The 12,901-nt window shown below is 56.8% G+C and carries 14 protein-coding genes; 4 read left to right on the top strand and 10 right to left on the bottom strand.

The window, feature by feature from the left end; translation table 11 throughout:
* Positions 1–6 precede the first annotated feature (6 nt).
* From BLV48_RS08800 to BLV48_RS08790, 3 genes are all read right to left on the bottom strand, one after another.
* The gene (locus BLV48_RS08800) at positions 7–2,253 is read right to left on the bottom strand and encodes a GGDEF/EAL domain-containing response regulator (protein ID WP_091826110.1); all 2,247 of its coding nucleotides are present in this window, start codon (positions 2,251–2,253) and stop codon (positions 7–9) included.
* A 110-nt stretch (positions 2,254–2,363) separates the two neighbouring features.
* Complete coding sequence (locus BLV48_RS08795) at positions 2,364–3,743, bottom strand: TRAP transporter large permease (RefSeq protein WP_091826107.1); 1,380 nt, start codon at positions 3,741–3,743, stop codon at positions 2,364–2,366.
* Complete coding sequence (locus BLV48_RS08790; RefSeq protein WP_091826104.1) at positions 3,740–4,291, bottom strand: TRAP transporter small permease subunit; 552 nt, start codon at positions 4,289–4,291, stop codon at positions 3,740–3,742. The genes BLV48_RS08795 and BLV48_RS08790 overlap by 4 nt, the downstream gene beginning before the upstream one ends.
* Before the next feature lie 139 nt (positions 4,292–4,430).
* Here BLV48_RS08790 and BLV48_RS08785 point away from each other — a divergent pair, with 139 nt between their 5' ends.
* From BLV48_RS08785 to BLV48_RS08775, 3 genes are read left to right on the top strand one after another with little or no spacing between them, the layout of a single operon-like run.
* Positions 4,431–5,039: a YjaG family protein gene (locus tag BLV48_RS08785; protein ID WP_091826101.1), complete on the top strand. Its 609-nt coding sequence runs from the start codon at positions 4,431–4,433 to the stop codon at positions 5,037–5,039.
* A gap of 2 nt (positions 5,040–5,041) precedes the next feature.
* Positions 5,042–5,299 carry a hypothetical protein gene (locus BLV48_RS08780; RefSeq protein WP_091826099.1) on the top strand — a complete coding sequence of 86 codons (258 nt, stop codon included), beginning with the start codon at positions 5,042–5,044 and terminating at the stop codon, positions 5,297–5,299.
* Between the two features lie 17 nt (positions 5,300–5,316).
* On the top strand, positions 5,317–5,814 hold the full coding sequence (locus BLV48_RS08775; RefSeq protein WP_091826096.1) for a hypothetical protein: 498 nt from the start codon (positions 5,317–5,319) through the stop codon (positions 5,812–5,814).
* On the opposite strand, the gene BLV48_RS08770 is transcribed toward BLV48_RS08775, so the two are convergent.
* Positions 5,803–6,741, bottom strand: coding sequence for an NADP-dependent oxidoreductase (locus tag BLV48_RS08770; RefSeq protein ID WP_091826093.1), 939 nt, complete (start codon positions 6,739–6,741; stop codon positions 5,803–5,805). The genes BLV48_RS08775 and BLV48_RS08770 overlap by 12 nt on opposite strands.
* Before the next feature lie 121 nt (positions 6,742–6,862).
* Here BLV48_RS08770 and cysZ point away from each other — a divergent pair, with 121 nt between their 5' ends.
* Positions 6,863–7,648: a sulfate transporter CysZ gene (gene cysZ / locus BLV48_RS08765; RefSeq protein WP_091826090.1), complete on the top strand. Its 786-nt coding sequence runs from the start codon at positions 6,863–6,865 to the stop codon at positions 7,646–7,648.
* Here the strand turns inward: cysZ and phoR are convergent.
* The 6 genes from phoR to pstB form a co-directional block, all read right to left on the bottom strand.
* Complete coding sequence (gene phoR, locus BLV48_RS08760; protein ID WP_091826088.1) at positions 7,602–8,900, bottom strand: phosphate regulon sensor histidine kinase PhoR; 1,299 nt, start codon at positions 8,898–8,900, stop codon at positions 7,602–7,604. The genes cysZ and phoR overlap by 47 nt on opposite strands.
* 45 nt (positions 8,901–8,945) lie before the next feature.
* Positions 8,946–9,641 carry a phosphate regulon transcriptional regulator PhoB gene (phoB, locus tag BLV48_RS08755; RefSeq protein ID WP_091826085.1) on the bottom strand — a complete coding sequence of 232 codons (696 nt, stop codon included), beginning with the start codon at positions 9,639–9,641 and terminating at the stop codon, positions 8,946–8,948.
* A 105-nt stretch (positions 9,642–9,746) separates the two neighbouring features.
* On the bottom strand, positions 9,747–10,637 hold the full coding sequence (ubiA, locus tag BLV48_RS08750; RefSeq protein ID WP_091826084.1) for a 4-hydroxybenzoate octaprenyltransferase: 891 nt from the start codon (positions 10,635–10,637) through the stop codon (positions 9,747–9,749).
* A 16-nt stretch (positions 10,638–10,653) separates the two neighbouring features.
* Positions 10,654–11,199: a chorismate--pyruvate lyase family protein gene (locus tag BLV48_RS08745; protein ID WP_242530055.1), complete on the bottom strand. Its 546-nt coding sequence runs from the start codon at positions 11,197–11,199 to the stop codon at positions 10,654–10,656.
* 70 nt (positions 11,200–11,269) lie between these two features.
* A complete protein-coding gene (phoU, locus tag BLV48_RS08740; RefSeq protein ID WP_091826081.1) occupies positions 11,270–12,031 on the bottom strand; it encodes a phosphate signaling complex protein PhoU in 762 nt (253 codons plus the stop codon).
* A gap of 29 nt (positions 12,032–12,060) precedes the next feature.
* Positions 12,061–12,858 (bottom strand): phosphate ABC transporter ATP-binding protein PstB, encoded by a 798-nt coding sequence (gene pstB / locus BLV48_RS08735; RefSeq protein ID WP_254775002.1) that lies wholly within the window; start codon positions 12,856–12,858, stop codon positions 12,061–12,063.
* Positions 12,859–12,901 lie beyond the last annotated feature (43 nt).

Below are 12,901 nucleotides of genomic sequence, written 5' to 3'. Positions count from 1 at the left end.
GCCCCTCTATGGATTCAGAATGTGGTGCTGAGCCCACTCAAGTGCCTGTGCGACCGGCATGGGTTTTGCGAACAGGTAGCCTTGGCAAACGACACACCCTTTTGCAATCAACAATTGACGTTGCTGCTCGGTTTCGACCCCTTCGGCAACGACGTGAAACCCGAAGCGATCACTAAGACGCATGATCATTTCGATGATATGGTTCGCGCCTTCTGACTGCCCTAGCCGTGCAACAAAAGTTTGATCTATCTTCAAAGTAGAGGCTGCCAGCTCTGTGATGTGGGCCAATGATGAGTAACCGGTACCAAAATCGTCGATGCTGACCTTCATACCCAGTTGCAACAACTTCCTCAACTGTGTGGCAATATGCTGGTATTCGATCATCGCCTGAGTTTCAGTTACTTCCAGCTCAAGCAAATTGAAGGGCAACCCCGATGCCGTAACCATTTTCAGCATCTCATCAAAATAGCCAGGGCGGAGGAGGTCGTTTGATGAGGTATTGAATGAGATGGGCAACCTCAGGCCTGCTTGAATCAGTTGATGTGCCGCTTCCAGTGTTTTTTTGAGAACGAATAGATCCAGCTCACTGATTAGCCCCGCGGCTTCTGCAACAGGGATGAACTCGCTCGGTGGCGTCATGGAACCATCATCTTGCTGCCAGCGAACCAGCGCCTCGAATCCTACAGCTGCTCCCGTGACGATATCGACTTTAGGTTGGAGAGCAATGCTTAGTGCTTCCGCTTGTAAAGCCTTTCGCAGTTCATCCAGCATGTGGTAGCGCTGGCGCATGACCTGTTGTTGGGAATCATCATATTCGATAAAACGTTTACCGTCGTGTCTGGCTGACTCTACAGACAGTTCGGCCAATCTGAGAATCTGTTCGGGCTCTCTCGTGTCACAGCCTGACAGGGGCAGCAAAGCAGTTGCGTATGAGATCTGATGCTCACCGCCGTCAATCAGCAATGGTTCAGGCAGTATTGTAGAGAAATCATGCAGGGAGTGTGACGTATTCTCTGGGATTAAGATGGCAAATACATGCCGATCAATACGCGCGAGTAGCAGCTGTTCGGTGATGGACGCCTGCAAGTGCCGGTGAACACTTTTCAGTGTGCTGTTGCAGAACGATTCACCAAAATACAGTGCAACTTCGTTCAAATTGTCCAGTGATATTACGAGCAATTGATGTTGGCACAGCGTGGAAGGGGATAAAGCCCTCAGTGTGCGTTTCAGGTAGTTACGATTAGGGATATTCAGCAACGAGTCTTGATAGGCAATACGTGTCAGCCGGTTATAAAGCGACAGGTTGGTGAACCCGTTGTTGATATTCTCACAAAAAACTTCCAGCATGCTGACTTCGGGTGACGTGAGTTGGCGATCCGTTTTGACTAGCACCAGGTAGTCATCTGTCTTATTGCTGCCAGCATAGTCATCTGTCTTATCGTTGTCGGCAGGAAAATACAGCAGCGTGTAGTGCTCAAGGTACAGGTGCTGTCGCTGGGAAATCGCTATTGAGCAGAGCTGTTGCAGGTCTTGATCTTCCAAACGGTCCAGCGTGTGCCCCTTGAGATGCTGAAAAGCACCACAGGCCGCTAGCGTATACGTTGTGTTCTGGTGCACAGAAGGTGAGAAGCGCAGCCTGCATATGAGGCCACCTGTGTCGATGTTGAGCAGTTTCAGCAAAGAGGACAAAACGGTTTGTGTATAGCTGTCTAGATCCCGACGTTTGCTGAGTGCCTGGGAGGCGTCAACAATCAACTGTAATCCTTGTCGGGCCTTTTCCAGCTGGGCTGTACGTTCCCACACACGCAGGTTGCCGGTAATGACCGACAACAGGTGCTCGTGGGTCAGCTCCGATTTGCACCAGTAATCGTCAATTTCAAAGTGCTCCAGCAGGTCCTGGCGAGGAGGTGTCATCCCCGGCTGCCCTGTCAAAAGGACTATTCTGACCTGGTTATTGCCGATGACATCACGAATGGTACTGACCAAGCGCAGGCCTGCGTCATCACTTTCCATTACGACATCGAGCAGGATAAGTGCAATGTCTGCATGTTCTGGAAGTACTCGTGCAGCATCAAGGGCCGACTGTGTGCAAATGACCTCCAGTGGTCGACCGGCAACCCTGATGCAAGACAGAGCGTGCACCAAGGATGCCTGGTAGACAGGATCATCCTCGACACTCAGCACTTTCCACGGCCTATATGCCTCTTGGGAGACAGTAGAGGGCTCAAACTTGAATAGATCATCCGTCGGCATGGCTTCAATCCTTTTCCTGTGACGCCCAAGTGGTCAAAAAACAGGCAGCTTCAGCATGGTTTACAAAAATCCGTTTGTAAATGCTGCTTGCGTCAGATGATCATGAGAAATTATCCATATACGAGTTTGGGCAGCCAGGTAGCCAGCCCGCTCTGCCAGGAAATCAGCGCGAGTACCAGCAACTGAATCATGATGAACGGCACCACACCCTTGTAGATCTGTCCGGTGGACACGCTGTCGGGCGCCACCCCGCGCAGATAGAACAGGGCAAAGCCAAATGGCGGTGTCAGGAAAGATGTTTGCAGGTTGATCGCCAGCATGACACCCAGCCAGATCGGGTCCAGCCCCATGCTCAGCAGAATCGGCGCCACAATCGGCACCACCACAAAAGTGATCTCGATGAAGTCGAGGAAGAAACCGAGCAGAAACACGATCAACATCACCACGGCCATGGCGCCAACAACGCCACCGGGCAAGTCGGTGAGGAAGTCGCTCACCATCTCGTCACCGCCGTAGCCACGGAATACCAGCGAAAAGATTGATGCGCCAATCAGGATCATGAACACCATGGAACTGACCTGAGTGGTGGAGCGCATTACTGCGTGAAGGGTTTTGAGGCTGAATGCCCGACGCATCATCGCCAACAGAATGGAACCCACAGCACCCACCGAGGCGGCCTCGGTGGGCGTCGCAAAGCCGCCCAGAATGGACCCGAGTACCAGCCCGATCAGCAGCACAGGCGGCAGCAGAGCCTTCAATGCACGCATCCAGAGGTTGGTGATCTGGTTTAACTCTTCAGCGGGAATGGCCGGTACCGCCTTGGGGCGGGTGATCGCTACAAACACCATGTAGCCGATATAGGCGATCACCAGCAGTAGGCCCGGAATCAGCGCGCCAAGGAACAGATCTCCCACGGTGACAGTATCCGGCGAGAAAATGCCCCGATCGATCTGCGACTGTTGATAGGCAGACGAGATCACATCCCCCAACAGCACCAGTACGATTGAGGGTGGAATGATCTGGCCCAACGTGCCCGAGGCGCAGATGGTACCGGTGGCAACGGCCGGGTCATAGCCCCGGCGCAGCATGGTTGGCAGCGACAGCAGCCCCATGGTCACAACCGTAGCGCCCACGATGCCGGTACTGGCGGCCAGCAGCATTCCCACCAATGTCACCGAGATGCCGAGACCGCCGCGCATGGAGCCGAACAGCGCCGCCATGGTATCCAGCAGCTCTTCGGCGATCTTCGATTTCTCCAGCATTACCCCCATGAATACGAACAGAGGCACCGCAATCAGGACTTCGTTGTACATCACACCGAAGATGCGGTTGGGCACAGCCTGCAGAAACACGCTGTCAAAGTGACCGGTCAAAATGCCGACGCCGGCAAACAACAGGCCTGTGCCGGCCAACGCGAAGGCAACGGAATAGCCCATCAGCAGAATTAAAATGGCGCCGACAAACAGCAGCAGAGGCAAATACTCGATCACAGTGCGTGCTCCTCTTCAGCAGCGGGCAGATGGGCGTTGCCGCTGATCACCAGAAGGCTGCGCAGCAGTTCTGCCAGTCCCTGCAGGATCATCATGGCAGGCATGACGAGTAGTGCGGTTTTAAGTAGATAGCGATAGGCCAGACCGCCTGATTCTTGCGAGGCTTCCTTGATGGACCAGGATGATGCTACATAGTCCCAGGACATCCAGAAAATGAAAATGCACACCGGCATAAGCAGAAACAGGGTGCCGAACAGGTTTATCCAGGCCTTGCCCTTCTCGCCCAGCGGACGATAAATGATGTCCACGCGCACGTGGCCGTCGTGCTTCAGGGTGTAGGCAGCTCCCAGCAGAAACACCAGGCTGTGCATGTAAATGATGGATTCCTGCAGTGCCGTATTGCCCTGATTGAACACGTAGCGCTGTACGACGACAACGAAGGTACCCAATACCATCAGCAGGGTCATCCAGGCGACCGTGCGCCCGGTCCATTCACTGAAGCAGTCCAGGCAGCGCACCAGCACTGCAGCGGGATGAGATTGGCTCATTGTATTTCTCGATTCTGTGAGTGTGACAACGGTGCGAAAGTATATCAGTAAAGTCTGGTATGGCATTAATGCAGATGACTACAGCTTGAGCCGGCTGTGCCGTACAATAGACCTCAACACATCCCAAGCGGAGACACTGATGAGCGAAATGCTGAACCTGGAGCGCGAGCTGGAGACATTTGAACCCTGGCAGTTGACCGCCTTTTCCGCGGCACTGACGGAGCGTATGTTCCCCAACTTTGCCCTCTTTGCCCGGCTGGTCAACTTTGGTGACCCGGCTCGAATGCGTCTGCTGCTGGATGGCGTTTGGGATAGCCTGGCTGGCACCGGTGCCAGGGTAAACTTTGAGGTCCAGCTGGATCAGGTGGAAGCCAACATGCCGGACCTGGATGAGTACGACATGTATGGTGCCCTGCCGGCACTGGACGCGATCGTAGCACTGAATGCCACTATCAACTGCCTGCTGGAAAAAGACCGCTCAGAGGCTGCTAACGTGGGCCAGCTGTCCCGCGAAAGTGTGGCGACCTTTATCGAAGTCACCGAAAGTGATGACGAGCTGTCTGACGAGGATCTGGTCAGGCTAATCAATACCCATGAGCTGATGCAGGCCGAAGATGGCTTTCGTGACGAAGTGATCGAACGGCTGCAGAATCAAAAACAGCCGAGTGCAGCATTTGTGCGCGAGTTGCGTGAGTTGGCGCGCAATGAGGGTGTCAGCAACATCGGCATCAGCGACGAAGACGACTGATCATGCTCAAGCTCGGTCTGTTATTGCTGGTGTTGCCGGGTATGCTGCTGATGGGTGCTTACCTGTATGACCTGTCGCTGGTCGAGGCCTGTCTCGACAGTGGCGGCTCTTGGGACTATATCGAAGCGCGCTGTGACACCGAACGGCAGCACCCTTTTGTACCCTATATGGCGCGGCACCCACTGCTGGTTAACGGTGGCATGCTGCTTTCAGTGCTGGGGCTGCTTTTGTGTATCGCAGGCCTGTACCGGCGTCGTTAATCCTCAGGAGTTTCTGCATGTGGAAAAAAATTCTGCTGATACTGGTCGTGCTGCCCCTGCTGTTCGTTCTGTTTTTGTGGCAGGTCAACCCGAGCTGGTGGCAGTCGATGAAGGCCGAGTGGCTGGCCGAATTCAATGCCGAACGTGCCGAGGCGGCTGCCAACTGGCGCAATGATGGGCTGGCGTTCGGTCGATTGAATAATCAGCAAACCTGTCTGGAGCAAAGCCTGAGCAACTTTGACGGCTGTACCGGGTTTGACTGCACTGTCAACTATGGCCGCTTTCTCCGGGCCTGCCTGGAAACCGCACAGATCAGCGAGGGTTTCTGCGAAGCGGTACCGGGTTTTCGTGAAGAGCCGACCGAAGATGACAAGGCCTGGGCCAAGGATGAGTGTTGGGGCCGCAACATTCGCGGCGAAGGCTGCCGCCTGCTGATGCGTCAGCAGCAGCTGTTCTGTGGCCCGGCAGAAGATGAAACGGCGGCATCCCTGCCTAAACCCGAATCAGATGGTTAACACCAGTTTGCCGCGCACATGCCCGGTGGCGCTCAGGCGGTGTGCCTCGGCTGCCTGATCCAGCGGCAAGTTGTCGGTCAGGTTCAACATCACCTTGCCGCTGGACGCCAGCATTGCCAGCTCATGTAACTGGCCGGCATCCGGTCGGGCACGAATGCCGCTCACTTTAAGCCCCTTGGCCTCACCGGCCGCGATCACCTCGGCAGCCGTGACGGAAGGCAGGGTGATCATTTTGCCATGGGGCTGCAGACAGCTCAGAGCACGGATGGCCGTTTCACCGCCAACACCATCGATAATCAGGTCAGCGTCATGAATCAGGTTGTCTACCTGCTGACGCTGGTAATCGATGATGTCGTCACAGCCCAGGCTTTGCAGGAATGCCTTGTTGCCATGTGAAGCTGTGCCGATCACATAGGCGCCTTTCCACTTCGCCAGTTGTACTGCCAGATGGCCGACGCCGCCCGCAGCTGCGAGTACCAGAACCGACTGACCTCCTTTTAGCTCACCGGCTTCAAACAGGGCTTGCCAGGCGGTCAGGCCCGCCAGTCCGAGTCCTGCTGCGGTTACCGAATCCAGTGCACTGGGGCGCTGACAGATCTGGTCAGCCGGGGCGATCAGATACTCGGCATAGCAGCCGGCCGGCTGCGGAAAGCGGATAAACCCCATGACTTCATCACCCTGACGCACGTTGTTGACGCCGTCACCCAGAGCTTCAACACGGCCGGCGAACTCCCAACCGGGGCAAAAGGGCAGGGCTTCAATGAAACTGCTGGCGCCACCACCGGAGCAGGTTTTCCAGTCGATCGGGTTCACTCCGGCCGCGTGGTTGCGGATCAGTACCTCACCCGGCCCCGGTTGTGGCTGTTCCAGCTCGTTGAGCTGCAGGTTTTCGGGCCCGCCAAAGGCGTGGATACGGATCGCTTTCATGTGTACTCTCCCCGGATTGTTCGGCTGGTGTGAGCCGCCGTCATCAAACGTTAACTGATACCAAGAGTAAAGTGATCCTGCCATGTCGGCAAATGCTATGTGATCACCTTCAGGAGGCAAGATGAAGGGAAACCCCATACGTGGCGGCAGTTATCTGCTGCGTGGAGCGGCCATGCTGCCGCAACCGGGTATTCGGCGTTTTGTGCTGGTACCGCTGCTGATCAACCTGTTGCTGTTTATTGCCGCCATTTGGCTGCTGATTCAGCAATTCACCCACTGGGTCGAGTATGGGTTGGGATATCTGCCGGACTGGGCCGGTTTTCTCTATTGGCTTTTCTGGCCCCTGTTTGCCCTGGTGGTGATGGTGGGGGTGTATTACGGCTTTTCCATCGTGGCCAATCTGATAGCAGCGCCCTTTAACGGCTTTCTGGCCGAAAAGGTGGAGCATAGGCTGCGCGGTGCCCCGCTGGTGGATGAGGGCTGGGGCGCGGTGCTGGCGATGATTCCACGGGCGCTGCAGCGGGAGCTGCAGAAGCTGGGCTACTATCTGCCACGCTTTCTGCTGTTGCTGTTGATTACGTTTATACCGGGCCTGAATCTGCTCTCGCCACTGCTTTGGTTTCTGTTCGGGGCCTGGATGATGTCGATTCAATACTGCGATTACCCGATGGACAACAACAAGGTCAGCTTTCCACAGATGAAGCAGTTGATGAAGGCGCGTCGAGTAACGTCGATCGGGTTTGGCGGGCTGGTTCAGCTGGGTATGCTGGTGCCGGTGCTGAATCTGTTTTTGATGCCGGCGGCGGTTGTGGGCGCGACTATTTTCTGGGTGGAGGAGTATGCCGCCGAAGCCAGGGATATCAATCCCGGGGCGGCACTACCAGCTCAGCGGGGAAATGGCAGCTGAAGCAGCTGCCCCTGCCGGGCTTACTGTCGATCTCCAGCCGGGCGCCAAGGCGCATCAATACATGCTTGACGATGGCCAGCCCAAGCCCGGTACCGCCACTGGCGGACGAGCGGCTGTCGTCCACGCGATAGAAACGCTCGGTGAGGTGAGGAATGTGGCGTGCTTCTATCCCGATACCGCTGTCAGTCACACTGAAATGGCCGCCTTTGGCATCAGCCCACCAGCGGATCAGGATATGGCCCTCATCGGGCGTATAACGCACGGCATTAAACACCAGATTGGACAGCGCACTCTGTAGCTCTGCCGGAACACCCAGCAGGTCATGTTGTGGATCTATCTGCAGCTCGAATTGATGCTGACGCTCTCCTGACAGGGTAACGGCATCTTCATGGATATGGCTGATCAGGCTTTGGATCAGCACTGGTTTGAGCGTGGCGGCCTGACGTGAGGTGGCCTCCAGTCGCGACAGCAGCAACAGATCCTGGACCAGGTTTTCCATTCGTCGCGCTTGCTGTTGCATTTGACTGAGCCCCCGCATCAGCGGTTTGGGCAGGTCCTGATCGAGGAAGGTTTCAAGGTAACCCCGAATGACCGTCAGTGGGGTGCGCAGTTCATGCGATGCGTTGGCCACGAAGTTCTGCCGAGTCTGCTCCAGCTGGGTCAGTCGGGTGATGTCACGGGCCACCAGCAGGCGATCATCCGCGCCAAAAAGGCTGATCTGATACTGCAGTCGGGTATCGCCGCCCAGCGGTGATGGCAGCTCCAGCGGCTCCTGATAGCGGCCCTTGCGGTAGTAATCCACAAATACGGGATCACGTACCAGATTCAGCAGCGGCTTGCCTCGGTCGGATGCATGACGCAGCCCAAGCAGCCGCTCGGCGGCCAGATTCCACCATTCCAGGTTATTGTTGCGATCGATGATGATGACTGCATCGGGCAGGGCCGCTGAAGACTGCTGAAAGCGTGAGATGACGTTGCGCAAAGAAGCTTCGCGTGCCTGAGTGCGCTTTTGCATGCGTGCCAACGCGTCCAGAATTTCGCCCCAGGCACCGGGCAGCTCGGGTGGCTCTTCAGATGTATCGCCGACCAGCCACTCACGCAGGACATTGAAGCGACGGATCTGAATCACGGCCCACACGATCATGCCAAGGGTGATGCCGGCAATCGGGAAGCCCAGCACCGCACCCAGAATCAGGCCCAGACCGGCACTGAGCAGCAGGCTCATCAGCAGCGAGTGCCGCGCTATGTGCATGAAGTCATTCCATTCCGATCCTGTGAATGTGGTGACCGAAGCCGATCAGGCCACCTGTGCCGAGAAACGATATCCGGTGCCACGTACCGTCTGTACCAGATAGTCGTGACGCTCGCCCAACGCCTTGCGCAGGCGGCGAATGTGGACATCGACGGTACGCTCTTCCACATATACATTGCCGCCCCACACCATATCCAGCAGCTGGCTGCGGGTATAGGCACGATCCGGATGTGTCATGAAAAACTGCAGCAGGCGAAATTCGGTTGGCCCAAGCTCCAGCGGTCGGCTCTCTGCAGTAACGCGATGCGAAACAGGGTCCAGAGTCAGACTGTCCACCGTGACCGGCTCTTCCACCCCCTTGGGTGTGGCGCGGCGCAGCACGGCCTTGAGTCGTGCGACCAGCTCACGTGGCGAGAACGGCTTGGTGATGTAGTCATCCACACCGGCTTCCAGCCCCTGAATCTTGTTGTCCTCATCGGCCTTTGCAGTCAGCATGATGATCGGGATGTCAGCCGTCACTTCATCCTTGCGCAGGCGGCGGGCGAACTCGATACCGCTGGTACCGGGCATCATCCAGTCCAGCAACAGCATATCGGGTTTGTTATCGACGATGCGGGCATGAGCGGACTGGGCACTGTCTGCCTCATCACATTCGTAACCTGCCATCTCCAATGCTACCGCAATCATTTCGCGGATCGGTGCTTCGTCATCAACGATCAGTACGCGTTTGGACGCAGACATGTTTCTGCCTCTTTTACAGACATTTAATCAGAGTCTGGTATTACAAGACGTTTTGGTTACACAAATATGACATTGGCAGATTTTCTTTCACTTGTCAGTGTCGGCTCAGGTGCGCAGCGCGTATTCCAGTATCAGGCCGAGCAGCACCAACAGCTCGGCATAGTGGTTGTTGAGGAAGGCGCGGAAGCAGGGCATCCGTTCGCGGGCGCGGATCAGCCAGTGCTGGTAGACAAACAGGGTGGCGGCACCGGCCAGCCCCAGCCAATACCAGAGCCCCAGTTGCTCAATCTGACCTACCCAGAGCATCACTACCAGAGTGGCCAGTTGCAGCAGGGCGATGATGAGACGGTCGTGGCGGCCAAACAGCACTGCAGTGGATTTGACGCCAATTTTCAGGTCATCGTCACGATCCACCATGGCATACTGGGTGTCATAGGCCACGGTCCAGAGCAGCTTGGCCAGGTAGAGCAGCCAGGCGGTCAGCGGCAGTGCTTCCTGAGTGGCGGTAAACGCCATTGGAATGGCCCAGCCAAAAGCCGCTCCCAGCACCAGCTGTGGCAGGTGAGTATAGCGTTTCATGAACGGGTAGATAAACGCCAATGCAAGGCCGCCGAAGGACATTAGGATGGTCATGCCGTTTGTCATCAGCACCAGCAGAAACGAGACCAGCATCAGACCGCAGAAAAGATAGATCGCTTCACGCTCACGGACTCGGCCTGATGGCAGTGGACGATTGAGGGTGCGTTTGACGTGGCCATCAATATGTCGGTCGGCAAAGTCGTTGATGACACAGCCGGCAGAGCGGGTCAGGAACACACCCAGACAGAAGATCAGCAGCAGATCCAGCGCCGGCAGGCCTTCCGATGCGATCCAGAGTGCCCACAGGGTCGGCCAGAGCAGCAGGTAGGTGCCGATCGGTCGGTCGGCACGCATCAGGTGCACATAGGCCTGCAGCTTCTGCTTTAATGGGTGCTGTGACGGGGTCGTTGCCTGCATGATCACTCCTGAGCGGTCAGAGCGGGTATTGTACGTGCTCCATGGCCGGGAGAAAAACCTCGCATACCAGCAAGGGCTTGTGGTGCAGACGGAACACGGAGCGTCGTGCCCAATAGTGCTGCCCGCCGCTGTCTTGCAGCCGGCAGGCGCGCAGCGGGGCACGTTCAAGGCTGGGGTCACGGAACAGGTAGGAACCGAGGGAGCGCGAGCCCAGTCGCAGCAGGCGTCGCTCCACCCCGGTCAGCGTGGTGGCGGGAATGACCGTTCGAGCGAACACCCAGGGTTCGGCATTACGGCCCAGCAGCTCAACCTCCCGAATCAGGGCGCGACGTCGCGGGCTGATCCCGAGTGCCCGTGCCTCGTCGGCGCTCGGATACTGCCAGCATTCGCTCAGCACGCGAACGCTGAACTCGCCCCCGGCCGCACGCTGCAGGCGCTGGCTCAGCGAGCCCGAGTCATACAGCCAGGGACGCCAGTGTGCCGGCACCTGGAAACTGCTGCTGCCCGCAAGCAGCCAGTGCCGGTGGGGAGAATGGATGAGCAGAGATTCGCGTGCTGACACCTGAAGGGCTTCCGTTAGTGAGACGGCCCCAAGTCTAGCATTTTCACCCACTCAAGTGCTGTAGTGCGGGTTACTCTTCTGTGCTGCTTTCATCGCTCAGCAGTGTGTCGGCTTCGTCCTCAACGGTCTGGCGGATCTGCTTCAGGCTGCGGTGGCGCACGTCGGTACCGCTGACCTGATAGATCAGGTGCTCGGCCAGGTTACGGGCATGGTCACCGATGCGTTCAAGGCTGCGAAGAGCCCAGATGACACTCAGTACGGAAGAGATCGCACGCGGATCTTCCATCATATAGGTCACGAGTGAGCGCATGGCCGTGCGGTATTCACGGTCCACTTCCTTGTCCTGTTTGGCGACCAGGTAGGCCATCTCGATATCATTGCGAGCGAAAGCGGTCAGGACGTTGCGTACCATGTCGCGCACCAGATTGCCGATGTGGCGCACTTCTTGATGACCGCGTTGCGAAGTGCCGCTCTGTGCCAGTTCGATTGCTTGTCTGCAGATGCGGGACGCTTCATCACCAATGCGTTCGAGATCGGATACGGCACGGCTGATCGACACGATCAGACGCAGGTCGCTGGCTGCCGGCTGACGCCGGGCGATGGTAGTGGTGCAAAGATCATCGATCATCAGCTCCATGGCATTGGTCTGCTGGTCGACCTTGCGTGACGCCTCGGCACGATCCACATCCGCTGTCAGCAGCGCTTCGATGGCGTCATTGACCTGATGTTCCACCATGCCGCCCATGGTCAGCATCTGGGTACGGATGGTTTCCAGCTCTTCGTTGAACTGCTGGGAGATGTGGGTTGAGTAGTTGTCTTTTTCCAGTTCCACAGTGTTTGTCTCCGTTACGGACAGCTGGCCTAGCCATAGCGTCCGGTGATGTAATCTTCAGTCTGTCGTCTGGACGGCCGGGTAAACAGCTTCTCGGTCTCGCCAAATTCGATCAGACGCCCCTGATGCAGAAAGGCGGTGTAATCGGATACGCGGGCAGCCTGCTGCATGTTGTGTGTGACAATCAGGATGGTGAAGTCACGTTTCAGTTCATGAATCAGTTCCTCGATCTTAAGTGTCGAGATTGGGTCCAGTGCCGAGGCCGGCTCGTCCAGCAGCAGGACCTCGGGGCGAATGGCGATGGTGCGGGCGATCACCAGGCGCTGTTGCTGCCCCCCGGACAACCCCAGAGCACTCTCGTGCAGTCGGTCCTTGACCTCGTCCCAAAGTGCTGCCGAACGCAGCGCCCACTCAACGGCTTCATCCACCACTCGCTTTTTGCGGACGCCCTGAATCTTGAGGCCGAAGCTGACATTTTCATACACCGAAGCCGGAAACGGATTGGGCTTCTGGAACACCATGCCGACCCGACGTCGCAGCTCTGCCACATTGACTGATCGAGCGTAAATATCTTCATTATCCAGCAGAATTGTTCCAGAAATATTACAGTCCGCTGCCAGCTCACTCATGCGGTTGAAACAGCGCAACAGAGTCGACTTGCCGCAGCCGGACGGGCCTATAAAAGCGGTTACTCGGTTGCCGGGAAGATCCAGATTGATATTGCTCAGCGCACGGCTATCGCCATAGCGCAGGCTGAGGTCTCGCACTTGCAGCCGGGTGTCCGGGAGGTCAGATTCAGGGCTGGTGGTAGCCGGATCGGCCGATATCTGTGTGTCCAGGCGTATCAAGGCATAGCTCCGTTGATGAAGG

This window comes from Marinobacterium iners DSM 11526, assembly GCF_900107855.1.
Classification (GTDB): Bacteria; Pseudomonadota; Gammaproteobacteria; order Pseudomonadales; family Balneatricaceae; genus Marinobacterium; species Marinobacterium iners.
Note: the sequence above shows the minus strand (reverse complement) of the source record. Positions and strands in the feature narration are given on the sequence as shown.